Source organism: Methylophilus sp. (genome assembly GCF_052437885.1).
GTDB lineage: Bacteria > Pseudomonadota > Gammaproteobacteria > Burkholderiales > Methylophilaceae > Methylophilus.
Genome location: NZ_JBQVPB010000016.1, coordinates 1 through 16,203, shown reverse-complemented (window position 1 = coordinate 16,203; position 16,203 = coordinate 1). Strand labels below are relative to the sequence as shown.

Annotated in this window: 13 protein-coding genes and 1 tRNA gene; 10 read left to right on the top strand and 4 right to left on the bottom strand. The window is 52.7% G+C overall.

Annotation, left to right across the window (positions count from 1 at the left end; all coding sequences use genetic code 11):
* Positions 1-32: 32 nt before the first annotated feature.
* Both ppk1 and ACT6RZ_RS13655 read left to right on the top strand, forming a co-directional pair.
* Positions 33-2,075 (top strand): polyphosphate kinase 1, encoded by a 2,043-nt coding sequence (gene ppk1 / locus ACT6RZ_RS13660; protein WP_444702646.1) that lies wholly within the window; start codon positions 33-35, stop codon positions 2,073-2,075.
* A gap of 8 nt (positions 2,076-2,083) precedes the next feature.
* Entirely contained in the window at positions 2,084-2,548 is a 465-nt protein-coding gene (locus ACT6RZ_RS13655) for a SixA phosphatase family protein (protein ID WP_444702645.1), read from the top strand.
* Between the two features lie 139 nt (positions 2,549-2,687).
* Here the strand turns inward: ACT6RZ_RS13655 and ACT6RZ_RS13650 are convergent, their stop codons facing one another.
* The gene (locus ACT6RZ_RS13650; RefSeq protein WP_444702644.1) at positions 2,688-3,197 is read right to left on the bottom strand and encodes a hypothetical protein; all 510 of its coding nucleotides are present in this window, start codon (positions 3,195-3,197) and stop codon (positions 2,688-2,690) included.
* Positions 3,198-3,338: 141 nt separating this feature from the next.
* Between ACT6RZ_RS13650 and ACT6RZ_RS13645 the strand changes: the two genes are divergently transcribed.
* Positions 3,339-3,959, top strand: coding sequence for a nucleotide-binding protein (locus ACT6RZ_RS13645; RefSeq protein ID WP_444702643.1), 621 nt, complete (start codon positions 3,339-3,341; stop codon positions 3,957-3,959).
* Positions 3,960-4,008: 49 nt separating this feature from the next.
* Positions 4,009-4,254 (top strand): hypothetical protein, encoded by a 246-nt coding sequence (locus tag ACT6RZ_RS13640; protein ID WP_444702642.1) that lies wholly within the window; start codon positions 4,009-4,011, stop codon positions 4,252-4,254.
* 99 nt (positions 4,255-4,353) lie between these two features.
* On the opposite strand, the gene ppx is transcribed toward ACT6RZ_RS13640, so the two are convergent.
* Both ppx and ACT6RZ_RS13630 read right to left on the bottom strand, forming a co-directional pair.
* Positions 4,354-5,832 carry an exopolyphosphatase gene (gene ppx / locus ACT6RZ_RS13635; protein ID WP_444702641.1) on the bottom strand — a complete coding sequence of 493 codons (1,479 nt, stop codon included), beginning with the start codon at positions 5,830-5,832 and terminating at the stop codon, positions 4,354-4,356.
* Between the two features lie 18 nt (positions 5,833-5,850).
* Entirely contained in the window at positions 5,851-6,138 is a 288-nt protein-coding gene (locus ACT6RZ_RS13630; RefSeq protein ID WP_444702640.1) for a hypothetical protein, read from the bottom strand.
* Between the two features lie 157 nt (positions 6,139-6,295).
* Here ACT6RZ_RS13630 and ACT6RZ_RS13625 point away from each other — a divergent pair, with 157 nt between their 5' ends.
* Complete coding sequence (locus ACT6RZ_RS13625) at positions 6,296-6,994, top strand: hypothetical protein (protein ID WP_444702639.1); 699 nt, start codon at positions 6,296-6,298, stop codon at positions 6,992-6,994.
* Between the two features lie 952 nt (positions 6,995-7,946).
* Here the strand turns inward: ACT6RZ_RS13625 and ACT6RZ_RS13620 are convergent.
* Complete coding sequence (locus ACT6RZ_RS13620) at positions 7,947-8,579, bottom strand: diguanylate cyclase (protein WP_444702638.1); 633 nt, start codon at positions 8,577-8,579, stop codon at positions 7,947-7,949.
* A 258-nt stretch (positions 8,580-8,837) separates the two neighbouring features.
* On the opposite strand from ACT6RZ_RS13620, the gene htpG reads away from it, so the two are divergent.
* The 5 genes from htpG to ACT6RZ_RS13595 all read left to right on the top strand — a co-directional run bounded on the left by htpG (position 8,838) and on the right by ACT6RZ_RS13595 (position 16,004).
* On the top strand, positions 8,838-10,751 hold the full coding sequence (gene htpG / locus ACT6RZ_RS13615) for a molecular chaperone HtpG (protein WP_444702637.1): 1,914 nt from the start codon (positions 8,838-8,840) through the stop codon (positions 10,749-10,751).
* A 158-nt stretch (positions 10,752-10,909) separates the two neighbouring features.
* Positions 10,910-12,172, top strand: a complete 1,263-nt coding sequence (locus tag ACT6RZ_RS13610; protein ID WP_444702636.1) for an OmpP1/FadL family transporter — start codon at positions 10,910-10,912, stop codon at positions 12,170-12,172.
* 206 nt (positions 12,173-12,378) lie between these two features.
* A complete protein-coding gene (locus ACT6RZ_RS13605) occupies positions 12,379-14,880 on the top strand; it encodes a glycogen/starch/alpha-glucan phosphorylase (RefSeq protein WP_444702635.1) in 2,502 nt (833 codons plus the stop codon).
* A 118-nt stretch (positions 14,881-14,998) separates the two neighbouring features.
* Positions 14,999-15,745, top strand: a complete 747-nt coding sequence (locus ACT6RZ_RS13600) for a DUF4197 domain-containing protein (protein ID WP_444702634.1) — start codon at positions 14,999-15,001, stop codon at positions 15,743-15,745.
* Positions 15,746-15,927: 182 nt separating this feature from the next.
* A tRNA-Met gene (locus ACT6RZ_RS13595) sits at positions 15,928-16,004 on the top strand.
* Positions 16,005-16,203 lie beyond the last annotated feature (199 nt).

The window sequence follows — 16,203 nt, the reverse complement described above, 5'->3', positions numbered from 1 at the left end:
ATTGGCTGGACGCCAGGCGCTACAATGAGGGCATGAAAAATAACCCCTCTGTTTTACTAGACCGGGACCTTAGTATCCTCAGTTTCAATGCGCGTGTACTTTCCCTGGCGCAACGTGAAGACTACCCCCTGCTGGAACGCTTGCGTTTTTTATGCATAGTCTCCAATAATCTGGACGAGTTTTTTGAAGTGCGCATGCCATTGCAGATGGAAGCGCACCAGCAGGGCGTCACGCACGGCCCGGTGACCGCCAGTGGCTGCGAACAGATCGCCAGCATGGCGCATGCGCTGGTGGCAAAACAGTATGAACTGTTTAACGACGCGCTGATGCCTGCGCTGGCCACGCAGGGCATACACCTGGTTTCAGGCACGGTGCGCACGCCGGAACAGACCGCCTGGGTGAGCAGTTACTTCAAGCGTGAAGTGCTGCCATTCCTGATGCCGGTATCACTGGACCCTTCGCATCCTTTCCCGCAAGTCGCCAACAAGTCATTAAACTTTATCGTGCGTATCTCTATCGATAAAGAAGAGAAGATCGCCATTGTGCGCGTGCCGCGCGTGGTGCCGCGCCTGCTGCAATTGCCACATAACATCAGCAAGGGCCAGCAATGCTTTGTCTCGCTGACCAGTATCATCCGCGCGAATCTGCATGTGTTGTTCGAGGGTGCCAAGATACTGCATTTCTCGCAGTTCCGTGTCACGCGTAACAGTGATCTGGAAGTGGATGAAGATGATGTCAGCAATTTGCGCATGGCCTTGCGCGAAGAGCTCGCACACCGCCAGTATGGTAAAGCCGTGCGCCTGGAAGTGACGCATGAGTGCGATGATGCACTGGCTGATTTCCTGCTCAAACAATTTAATCTGCCGGCGCTCGCGCTCTATCGCGTCAATGGGCCGGTCAACCTCGGTCGCCTGATCCAGTTGCCGGATATGGCAAAAGGCGACCACCTGAAATTCACCTCTTTCCAGCCGCAATGGCCTAAACACATCAATAAGAACATTTTATTGCTGGCGCAGATGCGTGAGCGCGATCTGCTGATACACCAGCCTTACGAAAGTTTTGATGTGGTGATCCAGCTGCTGGAAGAAGCGGTGAAAGATGATCATGTGCTGGCGATACGCATGACCATATACCGCACCGGTGCCGACCCGCGCATGCTGGCCCTGTTGCAGGAAGCCGTGCGCCGTGGCAAAGAAGTGCTGGTGGTGGTGGAACTGAAAGCCCGTTTCGACGAAGAAGCCAATATCAACTGGGCAGAAGCGCTGGAATCAGTCGGTGCGCAAGTGGTGTATGGTGTGGTCGGCCTGAAAACGCACGCCAAAATGTTATTGATCATGCGCCGCGAAGGTAAAACCATACATCGCTACGGCCATTTATCCACGGGTAACTACAATCCGAAAACCACGCGGCTGTACACCGACTGGAGCATGCTGACCGCCAACCCTGACCTGACCAAGGAGATGGAAGCGGTGTTCCGGCATTTGACCAGCGAACTGCCGTTGCCACGCATGCGGCATTTACTGGTGGCCCCGTTCACGCTGCATTCCGGCATGATCAGGCAACTAGGCAAGGCCCAGCGTTTGGCCAGGCAGGGCAAACCGGCACGCGTGATCGCCAAAATGAATGCGCTGACCGATGTGCCATTGACCGAAGCCCTGATCAAGGCCGCCGCTGCCGGGGTGGAGATAGACCTGATCATACGTGGTGCCTGCATCTTGCCAGTCGATCTGCCTGCGATCAAAGGCCGCATCCGTGTCAGGTCTATTGTTGGCCGCTTGCTCGAGCATTCACGCGTGTTCTATTTCGAGCTGGATGGACAAGTACAGATGTGGCTGTCCAGTGCCGACTGGATGAGCCGTAATATGGTCAGACGGGTGGAGCTGGCCTGGCCTATCACAGACCCGAAAATGCAGCTGCGCATCATGCAGGAAGGCCTGCAGATTTACCTGGATGACAACCTGGATGCCTGGCAGCTGGCTGAGCAGGGCGTTTATAAAGCAGTGCGTGATTCAGCCGGCGATACGCCGCTGCAATCTTGCCAGCAGATATTGTTAAAACAATATCATTCGCTATAGGGGCGACGATGTCAGTACGTAACCTGATCTTATGGCGGCACGCAGAAGCGGAAGACCTGCAGCACGGGCATTCTGATCTGGAACGCGCGCTGACCAAAAAAGGCCACAAGCAGGCCAAGCAGATGGCGGCATGGCTAAAGAAATACCTGCCCAAACAAACCTACGCCATGGTCAGCCCGGCGCGGCGTACGCAGGAAACCGCAGCTTACTGGGGCGAGAGCTGGCAAGAAGAAAACCGGCTGGCGCCGGAACGTCCGCTGGAGCCTATACTGCAGTTGCTGGCGCAAAGCCCGTTTGAAGACATCATGCTGGTCGGGCATCAGCCCTGGATAGGTGAACTGGCGGCGCAATGTCTGGGCATGGAAGATACGCAACTCAGTATCAAAAAAGGGGCGATCTGGTGGTTGCGCTTGCCCAAGTCCGGACCGCCCTACAAACTATATAGTGTGCAGTCGCCCGATCTGGTGGAATAACCGCAGGCGTTTAGCTAGCCATATGCAGCGGCTGGTCTAACTGTCATCAGCTGGAACAGTCACCGGCGTCGTTCTGTCAGCGATACGGCATTCAATCTGTGCGGCAAACCTAAAGATCGAACGCCGTTGCGGTGCAGGATTACTTCTTGGGTCTGCCTGTTTTGATGGTTGGCACTGTGTTCAGTGCAGCTGTTAATGCCGTGTCGTTCAGCGTTGACAGCAGTTTTAAACCGGCACGCAATAATTCGCTTTTCTTGACTGGTTTGCCCAGGCCTTCAAGGCGTTTTTTCAGTGCTGCGATCTGCGCGTACTCGTCTTTGGGCATGGTAAAGCTATCACGTTCCATTTTGACTTTAGGCGTTTTGGGTTTGTCGTTCGCTACTACTGGTTTAGCGGAGGTTTTTGCCGCTGGTGCAGCAGCTGGTTTTTTAGCCGCAGGCGCAGTTGCTTTTGCCAGCGGTTTTGCGGCTGGTTTGGCTGCCGGTTTTGCTGCAGCTTTACTGATTGGGGCTTTGGCTGCTGCCGGTTTGGCAACAGCTGGTTTAGCCGTATTTGCTGTCACTGGTTTTACCGTTTTGGCTACGGTGGTAGTGGTCGTTGCTGCTGGCTTGCTTTTTGCCGTGGGTTTGGCTGCCGGTTTAGTGGCCATGTCGCTCTCCTCAGTTTTACGTGGAAACAGTTTATACCGTTTTTATTTTGCGTCAATTGTCATAAAAATTTCATATTGCTATGGTGTCATAGAGGCTGTTTTTCATGACAAAATTCAAAACCTTAAAACAGGGAGCATGAGATGCGCAGGGTATTGGTGGCAAACACCAAAGGCGGTAGCGGTAAAACGACCCTCGCCACCAATCTGGCTGGCTATCTGGCGCAATTGGGGCACAAGGTAGTGCTGGAAGATATAGACCGCCAGCAATCATCTGCTTCATGGCTGGCACGCCGCCCGCAGCACGTGGCCAGCGTATTCAATGCCGAAGATCTGGGCAAATCTGCCTTGCAAAAAGCCGATTGGGTGATCACTGATTCCCCCGGTGGTCTGCGCGACAAGAAGATCTCTGATGCGGTGACCGAGACTGACCTCATTCTGGTGCCTGTCGCGCCTTCTGCTTTTGATATTGGCGCTACCCAGGATTTTCTGAGTTTGCTGGCCGAAGAAAAGGCCGTGCGCAAACACAAGACGTTTGTCGGGCTGGTGGGCATGCGCGTGATGCCGCGCACCAAATCTGCCGAGCGCTTACTCACATTTATGGATGAATCCGGCTTTGCCGTGTTATCGATGTTGCGCTCATCCCAGATATACGTCACTGCGGCCGAAGAAGGATTAAGTATTTTTGAATTGTCGGGCTCTCTCAAAGAGGTCGACATCGCACAGTGGAATCCGGTCACCGACTGGATTTTACAAAACAGTTAGCGATTGCCCTGTCCAGGCAGGCAATAAGTACTAAGTCAAAGGGAGTAATATGAAAGACAAGTCGAATCCAGTGTATCTGGAAAAAGTGCAACAGCTCAGCCCGGCAGAAGCTGAGCGCGTGTTATCACGTATGGGCGGCAAGCTGCCTAAACGTTTTATCAAGGAAAAACTGTCGCAGGAAGAAGCACTCGCTTTGCAGCTTGAGATCGAAGATGAGCAGTTGAACGAGTGGCGCGACAAAATGGCCAAGCTGCGCGAAGAAGACGAAAAACAAACCAAAAAGAAAAAGGATTAGTTCGCTGCATAGTCTGGCTGTGGTGCAGCCATCATGCAGCAAAACAAACGGGCCTGTCAGGCCCGTTTTTATTTGCTCACCAGTATCTAAGTCTGCTGGCTAGTCATAATGCGCCTCCAGCTGCCAGCCCAGCTTTTGCCACAGCTGGCATTCTTCTTCCAGCAGGTAATGCGTTTGCGGATGCTGGCTGACCCATTGCGCAGGCAGTGTCAAAGTGAACTGCTGTTTTTCGTGCGCTAATTGCAGATGCTTGAGCACCGGCAAGCGGCGTGAGTGGCAGAATATCACCGCCAGCCGCAATGCCATCAACTGGCAGACCAGATCCTGATTATCGAAATCCGCAGGCAGCTTGCGCAGCTTGCCCTGATGCCCCAATACCAGCAGGCTGATGGTATGTAACTCGCTTTGTGCAAAGCCCATCAGCTCGGTGTTATCGAGAATATAAGCGCCATGCTTGTTACAGTCGGTATGCGAAATAGCCCAGCCTATCTCGTGGCACAGGGCGGCCCACTGCAATAAAGGTTTCTGCGTGTCACAGGCCTGCATCACATCGTAAAAGTGCAGCGCCACCTTGCTGACATTCTGTGCGTGTTCCAGATCTACGCCAAACTGTTTGCACAGGCGGGCGATAGAGGCTGAACGCAAGTCTTCAGTCGCATCGGCCGGGCTTAAAATGTCATACAGCACACCATGGCGTAGCGCGCCATTGGCGACCAGCATGCTGTCTATATTCAAAGTGTCAAATACGGCAGTCAGTATGGCCAGGCCACCGCCTATCACCGCGCGCCTGTCATCTTTCAGGCCTTCCATGTTCAGGCGGTCTGGCGTTTTGGCCTTGATCAGGGTCTGCTTCAGCCATTCCAGCTGGCTGCGCTCTATCTTGTTGGCCGAGAATCCTGAGCCCGCCAATACATCGGCCACGGCGCCCACCGTGCCAGAAGCACCATAAGCGACTTCCCAGCGGCCGTTATAACGGCTGGCGATCATGTCTATAATAGATTCGGCAGCGATCTCGGCGCGTTCAAAATTGCGCTCGCTCAACTGGCCATCGGCGAAATATTTCTGTGACCAGCCGACGGAGCCCAAACGCAGTGATTCGGTGACATTGGCTTTAAAGTGCTGGCCCAGGATAAACTCGGTCGAACGTCCGCCTATATCGATCACCAGGCGTTTCTCATCCGATTGTGGCAGCATACGGCTGACGCCCTGGTAGATCAGGCGGGCTTCTTCCACGCCAGAAATGATCTCTATCGGGTAGCCCAGTACTTTCTGCGCCTGCTTGATAAAGTCGGCGCTATTGGCCGCCTCTCTCAATGTCTGCGTGGCGACCGCGCGTACATGCTCAGGCGCAAAGCCTTTCAGTCGCTCGCCAAATCGCGCCAGGCATTTCAGCCCGCGTTCAAAAGCTGCCGGTTTCAGGTTGCGGTCTTCATCGAGGTCGCCGCCCTGGCGAACGGCCTCCTTCAGATAATCGACGCGCAGTATCTGCCCGTCGACCACACGGCCGATTTCAAGTCGAAAACTGTTGGAACCCAGATCTACAGCAGCGAGTTGGGTGTCATGGGTAATAGTTTGCATGCGATACCACTGAAGAAATTACTTTAGATAACGTGAAATGGCCTTGGGGTATTCAGGAAAGTAGCGTTCGATCACACTCAAATCAAAACTTCTCAAAATACTGGAGTTGGACTCGCGATCAAGCAGAAAATCGAAAGAAGCGGCTACCAGATCAGTGATAGTATGCGGCGTAGTCAATAACTGCCTGGCGTAATCCGGTTTGACACTGACCTGGTGCGTGGTGACTTGTGACCCGTGCACGGTGACAGAAAAAGAATTAGGACTGGTTTCAGTCACCTCAATAGTCGCCACGATCACCTCCGCCATGTTTGCCCTTATAGGCAACTCCTGCAAACAGTATAAATTGTTATGTTGGCAGAGGCCAGTGAAACTAATATGACGGCATTGAATATAAAATGCCGGCCTGACAGACCACACATTTCATTAAACTGTCATCGCCAGAAATTAAAATAAAAAACAAAAAATGATGAAACTGATACTGACATATTGCTGCCTGGTGCTGGCGCTGTGCCTGTCGCACAACGCCCATGCCGCACGCCCCCTGGTCACGGATGACGCCCGCCTGACCAATGCCCATAGCTGCCAGCTCGAAAGCTGGGTGCGAGCCTATGAAGGCGGGCGCGAAATGTGGGCGCTACCCGCCTGCAACTTCGGTGAGAACTTTGAAGTCACCCTGGGCGGCGGCGTTTACCGCAATCAGGACGAAAACTACAGGACCGAAGACTGGATAGTGCAATTCAAAACCTTGTTCAAACCTTTGGAAACCAACGGCTGGGGCTGGGGTCTGGCTGCCGGGCATGTCAAGCACACCGATATCCAGCCCGGCCCTAACCAGTTGGGTAATACCTACTTTTATGTGCCGGTGTCTTTTTCCTTGCGAGATGATGATGTGATCGTGCACCTGAATATGGGCATGTTGCGTGACAAGCAGGCATCAGAACTCAAGGCCAGCATGGGTCTGGGCGCCGAATTCAAACTGGGTGGACCGTTTAAAGGCATTGCGGAAGTGTTTGGGGATAATACGCAGAACCCGTTTTATCAGCTGGGTGTGCGTTACTCGCTGGTGCCGGAGGTGTTTCAGGTGGATGGCACGCTGGGGCAGCAGGTGAATGGGGATAGTGAGAGTCGGTGGTTGTCGATTGGGTTGAGGTGGACACCGTAGGGGTTTGTTTTTGTGCCATTAATGGGTATGACTCGCCTGGCTTCATTGGAAAGTTAAATCGTTCTAATCGGTATTTCTTTGGATGGTTTTTCGCTCTGTTTTACCGTTGTTTTTCGCCACTCGGCGAGTTCTCTACTTTGCTTGCCACAAATGGCGGAACTCCCTGAGCGAGTGATGCACTTGCTGGAAGTTGTAATTAGGTAATTCTTTGGATAGCTCTGTGCTCTATTTCGGCATTTTATTTCGCCCCTCGGCGAGTTACTTTCCTTTGCTTGCCCAAAGGATAAGTAACCAAAGGAAAGGGCACCCTAGCTTCCGCTTGTTTCCTGCGTTGCTCATCAGCGTGGGCGTCCAACGAAACTCGCCCTAGCGGCTTGCACAGAACGCAAGCCACCGCGGAACTCGAACAGACGCTGACCGACCCCTCCCACGCTGACTGCGCTACTCGGTGCGTCAGATAGGGGCCCGTTAAAACCACACGCGCTCAGTTAAGGTGAGACTCGCCGCGTTTATTCCCGCGCAACCAGTGAAATAAACAAAGCAAAAAATCAAAATGAAACAAAAATCACCCACAAACCAAAAGAATTGGTTGGTTTGTGGGTGGGTTTTGGTCTTGGAAGTTAAGAGGGTTACTAAGCGCCCTGTGCAGTTTGAGCTTCACAACTATCTAAACGTGGTGGTTCTAAATGGGCCCCTATCTGACGCGCCGAGTAGCGGAGTCAAAATAAGGAGGAAGGGAGCGACTGTCTGAGCTCCGCGGTGGCTTGCGTAGTGTGCAAGCCGCTAGGGCGAGTTTCGTGACCGCTTATTTTGATGAGCAACGCAGGGAAAAAGCGGAAGCTAGGGTGCATTTCTTTTGGTTACGTTTTCTTTGGGCAAGCAAAGAAAAGTAACTCGCCTAGAGGCGAAAGAAAATGCTGAAACAGAGCACAAAGCCATCCATAGCCATCTCTTACTTCAACAAAATAATCCGATTAATCTGCCCCAGCCTAAACGCCGTTGTGCTCATCTTCCCGCCTTTCAACGCCAAAGGCCTGATTGGGCACGGCGGGATCCTCCGCCCATCCTCCATCAAGGTATCATCCTCGGCCGTCGATTGCCAGACACCGCCATTCACCGGCCTGAACTGCCAGCGGATATAGCCGACTTTGGCACCCAGCTGCAACATCTCGTCGCGATCGGGTGCTTCACTGACCAGTAGCTCGTTTTTCAGCGCTTCATCATATTTGCCGAATGCCTGTTTGCACGCCCAGGCCTCTTGGTCTGTCGCACCAATATAAGTGCAGGCCCGGTGTTCTTCGCGTTGCACATCCCAGGCGCCTAATTGCCAGGCGGCGTCCAGTACGGCTTCTTCCACCATTTCTGGTTGACGCCAGCGGTCATTGATCTGCAAGGCTGAGCCTGGCACCGGGTGCAGTATCGGTTTCAGCATAGGTAGTGCCGCCATGGGCTGCTTGCGAAAGCCATGCCAGTGCAGCATCAACAGCAAGGGTGTATCCGCGCGCGGCACCGCAGTCAGTGTGACGGCGGTCAGGGGCAGTTGCATGACTTGCATTTGCTCAATCAAAGTGTGAAAAATATTCATCATCCACTCCTCATTACTTAACAAAGCCGGTTTAGTAAATAGCTAGCAAGAAGTGTGCTGGGCGCCGCTTTTTGAATCGGCGAGCAGCGCGATGAAGCGGCGGCTTGCCAGGCAAATGGCGTGTGTGGTCTTGTGTTTTAATCATGGGTTGCTTGCGTGATTTTCTGCAAAGTCATTCCCCCTCTTGAAAAACGGTTTTGTTTTCCCCATCTAAACAAAAATTTTTGTGTTTAACACCCGTTATTTGGAGAAACCGTTATGACCACAGCGACAGCAGAATCGCCATCTAAACAAACCATGGGCTTTCAGGCCGAGGTTAAGCAATTACTACAGTTGATGATTCATTCGCTGTATAGCAATAAAGAGATCGTATTGCGTGAGTTGATCTCCAACGCGTCGGATGCGGCAGATAAATTGCGCTTTGAGGCGATCTCAAATGACAGCCTGTATGAGAATGACAGTGAGCTCAGCATCAGGATCGCATTTGATAAACAGGCACGCACACTGACCATTTCTGACAATGGCATAGGCATGCGCCGCGAAGAAGTGATCAATAACATCGGTACGATTGCCAAATCTGGGACCAAAGAGTTCTTTCAGAACCTCACCGGGGACCAGGCCAAAGATGCCAACCTGATCGGCCAGTTCGGCGTCGGTTTCTATTCCAGCTTTATCATCGCCGACAAGGTCACGCTGATCACCCGCCGTGCGGGTGAGACAGAAGCGATCAAATGGGAATCAGGCGGTGAAGGCGATTTCACCATAGAGACTACTGAGAAAGCCGGGCGCGGTACCGAGGTGATCTTGCATCTGCGCGAAGCTGAAGATGAGTTCCTCAATGACTGGAAACTGAAAACCATAGTCCGCAAATATTCTGACCATATCACCTTGCCTATCGTGATGAAAAAATCGGAATGGAAAGATGGCGAGAATGGCGAGGGCGGCCAGATGGTGTCTACCGATGAGGACGAAACCATCAATACCGCTTCTGCCTTGTGGGCGCGCAGCAAGAGCGATATCAGCGAGCAGGAATACAACGAGTTTTACAAGCATGTGTCGCACGACCATGAGAACCCGCTGGCTTATACCCACAGCCGCGTAGAGGGCAAGCAGGAATATATTTCGCTGCTGTACGTGCCGAGCAGGGCGCCGTTCGACCTGTATGACAGGGAGCGTCGTCAGGGTATCAAGCTGTACGTCAAGCGCGTATTTATTATGGAAGAAGCAGAAAAGCTGATGCCACAATATCTGCGTTTTGTGCGCGGGGTGATCGACTCTGGCGATTTGCCACTCAATGTGTCGCGTGAGATCCTGCAGGACAGCCGCGATGTGGAAGCGATTAAAAACGGTTCGGTGAAAAAAATACTGAGTTTGCTGGAAGACATCGCCGAAAACAAAGCGGAAGAATATAGCAAGTTCTGGAACGAATTCGGCCGGGTGCTGAAAGAAGGCCCGGGCGAAGATTTTGCCAATAAAGACAAGATCGCCGGCTTGCTGCGCTTTGCTTCTACCCATGCCGATAACGAGTCGCAAAACGTGTCGCTCAAGGATTATATAAGCCGCTTTAAAGCGGAGCAGGAAGTGATCTACTACATCACTGCCGATACCTTTGCCGCGGCCAAGAATTCGCCGCACCTGGAGATCTTCCGCAAAAAGGGCATAGAAGTATTGCTGCTGTCTGACAAAGTGGACGAATGGTTGCTGGGCAGCCTGACCGAGTTTGAAGGCAAAAAACTGCAATCCATCGCCAAAGGTGACCTGGATTTAGGCAAGCTGGAAGACGAAGCCGATAAAGAAGCGCAAAAACAGGTGGAAGAAAATGCCAAGGGCCTGGTGGAGCGTCTCAAGGCAGCACTGGGTGATGCGGTGAAAGAAGTGAAAGTCACGCACAGGTTGACCGATTCCCCGGCTTGCCTGGTGGCTGGCGAGCATGATCTTTCGGGTAATCTGGCGCGTATTCTGAAGGCGGCTGGTCAGCAGGCGCCCGAGAGCAAACCTATCCTGGAAGTGAACCCGGCGCACCGGCTGGTAGAAAAACTGCAGGCTGAAACGGATGATGCGAAATTTGCCGATTATGCGCATGTGCTGTTTGACCAGGCCTTGCTGGCAGAAGGCGGGCAGCTGGAAGACCCGGCCAGTTTTGTCAAACGTATCAATAGTTTGATCCTGTAACTTTGATCAAATAAGCAGCAATATCTGTTGTTGATATAAAGCCCGCGCTAGCGGGCTTTATATTTTTAATTGTTATATAAATATAATTCAAAATTATTTTTAGCTATTAAGTAAGCTTGGTAGATTAAAAGCCTCAACCATAGATAAAGGGGCTGGATATGCGTACTACTATCAAACTGTTGCCGTGGCTGTTAACTATGATGGCTGGCCAGGCCTGGGCAACCGATGGTTACTTTGCCCACGGCTACGGGGTCAAGGGTCTGGGCCTGGGCGGCGTAGGCATTGCACTGCCGCAGGATGCACTGGCGGCGGCGACCAATCCGGCTGGTCTGGGCATTGTTGGCGACCGTATCGATTTTGGCGTGACCTGGTTCAAGCCGGACCGCGATGTGCGGCTCAGCAATACTGCTGGTGGCAGCGGGGCGCTGGATGGCCGTTACGATGGCAATGATAGCGAACACTTTTTTATCCCGGAGTTTGGCTACAACCGTGTCATCAATGAGCGCACCACACTGGGCGTGAGTGTTTACGGCAATGGCGGCATGAATACTGATTACAAAGACGGTATCCCTTATTTTAATAACACCGGCAGCCGGGTCGGCATCGATTACCTGCAGGTGGTGGTGGCGCCAACCGCGACCTGGCGCGTGAATGAGCAGCATGTGCTAGGCCTGTCACTCAACCTGGCATACCAGCGCTTTGAGGCCCAAGGTTTGCAGAACTTCGATAACGCAGGTTTCACCACCTCTCCCGGCAATGTCACCAACAACGGACACGATCACTCCTATGGTGCGGGTTTGCGCCTGGGCTGGATCGGCCAGCTCAGCGACGCGGTGACCGTGGGGGCGACTTATCAAACCAAGACCTATGCCAGCAAGTTTGATAAATATAAAGGCCTGTTTGCCGAAGGGGGCGATATTGATATCCCCGCCAATTACGGCATCGGTATCGCCATTAAAACCACTCCCTCATTCACCCTGGCTGCGGATGCGCAGCGTATCTTGTATTCTGATGTGAATGCGATAGGTAATCTGTCGCTGAGCAACCTGCCTGCCAGGCTGGGCGCAGGCAGTGGCCCCGGCTTTGGCTGGCGGGATGTCACTGTGCTCAAGCTGGGCGCACAATATGCCTATAGTGATAGCCTGACTTTGCGTGCCGGCTACAATCACAGTTCGCAGCCGGTGCGCAGCAGCGAGACCTTGTTTAATATTCTGGCGCCTGCCGTGGTGCAGGATCACCTCACGCTGGGGGCGACCTACACCTTGCCGAACAAGTCTGAGCTTTCCTTGTTTTTTGCGCATGCTTTTGAAAACAAAGTGCGCGGGAACAATTCGATCCCGGCTGCGCCGTTCGGCGGTGGCGAGGCTGATGTGCGCATGAACCAGAACTCGCTGGGCATTGCTTATGGCTGGGCGATATAAGCTGTTGCGATTGGATAGACTGCAGCAAGCCTGGCGCGCAGCGCCACTATTTTAGTCATCATCTTTACATTTATCGTGTTTATAATAAAAGCCATGGCACCTTCGCTATGGCTTTTTGTCATACAGGCTGATTGCCGCGACAGGCTTGTTTTTTGCTTTTAAGTTAGACAATCACATCCGTTATTGATCATTCCAGGGGAAGATGCATGGCCACTAATGCCAAATCCACACGTAGCAAGACCAACAAAATAGAAACCATCCATAACGCTGAAGACTTTTTACTGACGCAGTTGCCGATATCGCAAGCTTTACGCAACCATCTGACATTCTCCCTGGGTAAATCCAACTCCTGGGCCACTACCCGCGACTGGTACCAGACCGCTGCCTTTACTGTGCGCGACCATTTGATGAGCCGTTGGGTGATCACACGGGACGCCTATAGAGACGCCAATACCAAACGCGTCTATTATTTATCCCTGGAATTTCTGATCGGCCGCATGCTGTCAAACGCGGCACTGAATTTGGGCGTTGCACCTGAATTAAGCGAGGGCCTGCAGGAAATCGGCCAGCAACTGGAAGGTGTGGCCGAGATGGAGCCGGATGCTGCACTGGGAAATGGCGGTTTGGGCAGACTGGCCGCGTGTTTTGTGGATTCCATGGCCACCATGGATATTCCCGCTACCGGTTACGGCATCCGCTATGACTATGGCATGTTCCGGCAAAGCATAGAAGGCGGCCAGCAGGTCGAAAACCCGGATAACTGGCTGCGCTACCAGAATATCTGGGAAGTCCAGCGCCCCGAGCACACTTGCGAAGTGAAGTTCTATGGCCGCGTCGTGCAAGTGCATACCGAACGTGGCACCGAGCGCCACTGGATAGACACCGAAAGCGTGGTCGCCATGCCTTATGATGTGCCGGTGCCTGGCTATGGCACGCAAACGGTGAACAACCTGCGTCTGTGGTCTGCCAAGGCGACCAAAGAGTTTGATCTGCTGCATTTCAACCAGGGCAATTACGATAAATCAGTCGAAGGCAGGCATGGTGCCGAGACCATCTCGCAAGTGCTGTATCCCAACGATACTTCCGAGTCTGGTAAAGAGTTGCGCCTCAAGCAGCAATACTTCTTTGTCTCTGCCTCAACACAAGACATTCTGCATCGCTTTATCGGTAACAACTCGGATTGGGAGACCTTGCCCGACAAAGTCGCCATTCAGCTGAACGATACCCATCCGGCGATCGCAGTGGCAGAAATGATGTACCAGCTGATCGATCATTACCACCTGACATGGGACAAGGCCTGGAGCCTGGTCACCAGGATTTTCGCCTACACCAACCACACCCTGATGCCGGAAGCGCTGGAAACCTGGTCGGTGGACCTGTTTTCATCGTTACTGCCGCGGCATCTGGAGATCATTTACGAGATCAACCACAGGTTCCTGCAGATGGTGAACCAGCATTTCCCTGGCGACAGCGGCTTGCTCAGCCGTGTCTCGATTATTGATGAAACGCATGGGCGCCGCGTGCGCATGGCCCACCTGGCCGTGGTCGGTAGCCATACCGTGAACGGCGTGGCCGCGCTGCATAGCGAGCTGTTGCGCACCACATTGTTTGCCGATTTCAACAAGATCTACCCGGGCAAGTTCACCAATGTCACCAATGGCATCACCCCACGGCGCTGGCTCAATCAGGCCAACCCCCTGCTCACCGAGTTATTGACCAAACATATAGGGTCAGGCTTTCAGAAAGACCTGGGCCTGATCCAGAAAATCGAGCCGCTGGCAGAAGATGCCGCATTCAGGAAAGCCTTCAGGGAAGTCAAAGCCGCGAATAAACAGCGCCTGGCCTACAAGATACTGCAGAAAACCGGCGTCGCCATCAATCCGCAAGCCATATTTGATGTGCAGATCAAACGTATCCATGAATACAAGCGCCAGTTATTGAATGTGTTGCATGTCATCACCTTATATAACCGTATTCGCAGTGGCCAGGCAAAAAACCATACCCCGCGCGTGGTGATCTTTGCCGGTAAGGCTGCACCGGGCTACTGGCTGGCTAAACAGATCATCCGCCTGATCAATGATGTCGCCACCCTGATCAACAATGACCCGGTAGTGGGTGACCAGCTGAAAGTGGTTTTTTATCCTAACTATGAAGTGAGCGCCGCCGAGATACTGTTCCCGGGCGCTGATCTGTCCGAGCAGATCTCTACCGCCGGCACCGAGGCCAGTGGCACCGGCAATATGAAGATGGCACTGAATGGCGCGCTGACCATAGGCACGCTGGATGGTGCCAATGTCGAAATCAAGGAAGAAGTCGGCGACGAGAATATCTTTATCTTCGGCCTGACCACGCCTGAGGTCGCGCAGATCAAGGCCAGCGGCTATAACCCGTGGGATTACTACAACGGCAACCCTGAACTGAAGCAGGTGATAGACATGATAGGCAATGGCTACTTTTCAGTGGGCGAGCTGAATCGTTATCAGGCGATAGTCGATACCTTGTTGCACAAAGGCGATCATTACCTGTTGCTGGCTGACTACGCCGCCTATGTGGAGGCGCAGGAAAAAGTGGCCGCCCTATACCAGGATGAAGAGGCCTGGTCGCGCGTGGCCATCTTGAATGTAGCGCGTATGGCCAAGTTTTCCAGTGACCGTACCATAGGTGAATATGCCAACCGTATCTGGAAGGTGGAACAGTTTAAAACGTAATTGTTGAAGCCAACAGAAATACCAGCATGACAAAGCAAGCCTGCAAAGGCTTGCTTTTGTGCTTTCTTGCCAGGTCAATTATAGGTAAACTGAACTCGATTCTGCGTGGAGATAGATCATGAAAAAAACAGTGTGGGTGGTACTGATAGGCTTGCTGTTCTCAGATGCACAAGCGCTGGACCTGAAAAGCCTGGGCGATGTCGTTAATAAAGTCAGTGGCAACTCGGCTACCGGCAATAGCAGTGCTGTCAGCAGCCTGACCGACCAGGAAACCAACGATGGCCTGAAAGTGGCGCTTAATCAGGGCGTGACCAAAGCCGTCGATGTGCTGGGCGCCACGGATGGCTTTCTGGGCAACAAAGAAGTGAAGATCCCTTTGCCGGATTCGCTGAAGAAAGTGGAAAAAGGCATGCGGCTGGTCGGCATGGGCGATCAGGCCGACGAACTGATCCTGAAAATGAACCGTGCAGCAGAACAGGCAGTGCCAGAAGCGAAAACATTGCTGATCAACTCGGTCAAGCAGATGAGCCTGGCTGATGTCAAAGGCATACTCACCGGCCCGCAAGATGCAGCGACGCAATACTTTAAGAGAACCACCTCTGCCGACATGGCGGCCAAGTTCCTGCCGGTGGTGCAAAAAGCCACTGCCAATGTCAAACTGGCCGATACCTATAATCAGTATGCAGAGATGGGAAGCAAGTTTGGCGTAGTCAAAAAAGAAAATGCCAATATCAACCAATATGTTACCCAGAAAGCACTGGATGGCGTATACCTGATGGTGGCCAAGGAAGAAGCCGCCATACGCCAGGACCCTATGGGCCAGGCCAGCAACTTGCTGAAGAAAGTATTTGGCGCAGCTAAGTAACCAGCCGGGGTAAAGTCCTGGGCAGTAAAAGGCGCCGCTGACCAGCGGCGCCTTTTACTTTAAGCGCCGTTGTTGATGGCTTTGGTCCTGTAAGTATTTTGCAATTAGTGTTGACACACCTTCAGCTTCCTTGCTATAGTCTCACCTCTCGACGCAACACAAGTTTTACCAGTCGATTCGGACGCGGGATGGAGCAGTCTGGCAGCTCGTCGGGCTCATAACCCGAAGGTCACAGGTTCAAATCCTGTTCCCGCAACCAAGCAAATTAATTCGTTTTATATTGAAATAAATTTCCTGCTTGACCGATGTAAAAAGCGCTGTATAATGCGCACCTCGTTAACGCAAAGCGTTAGTGATGAAGGCCCTGGTGGCCCTGTTCTTTAAAAATTAGGATGACTGATAAGTGTGGGTGTTTGTAGTTGGGTGAAGCGCATTTGATGCGTAGAAGCCTCAGAAAA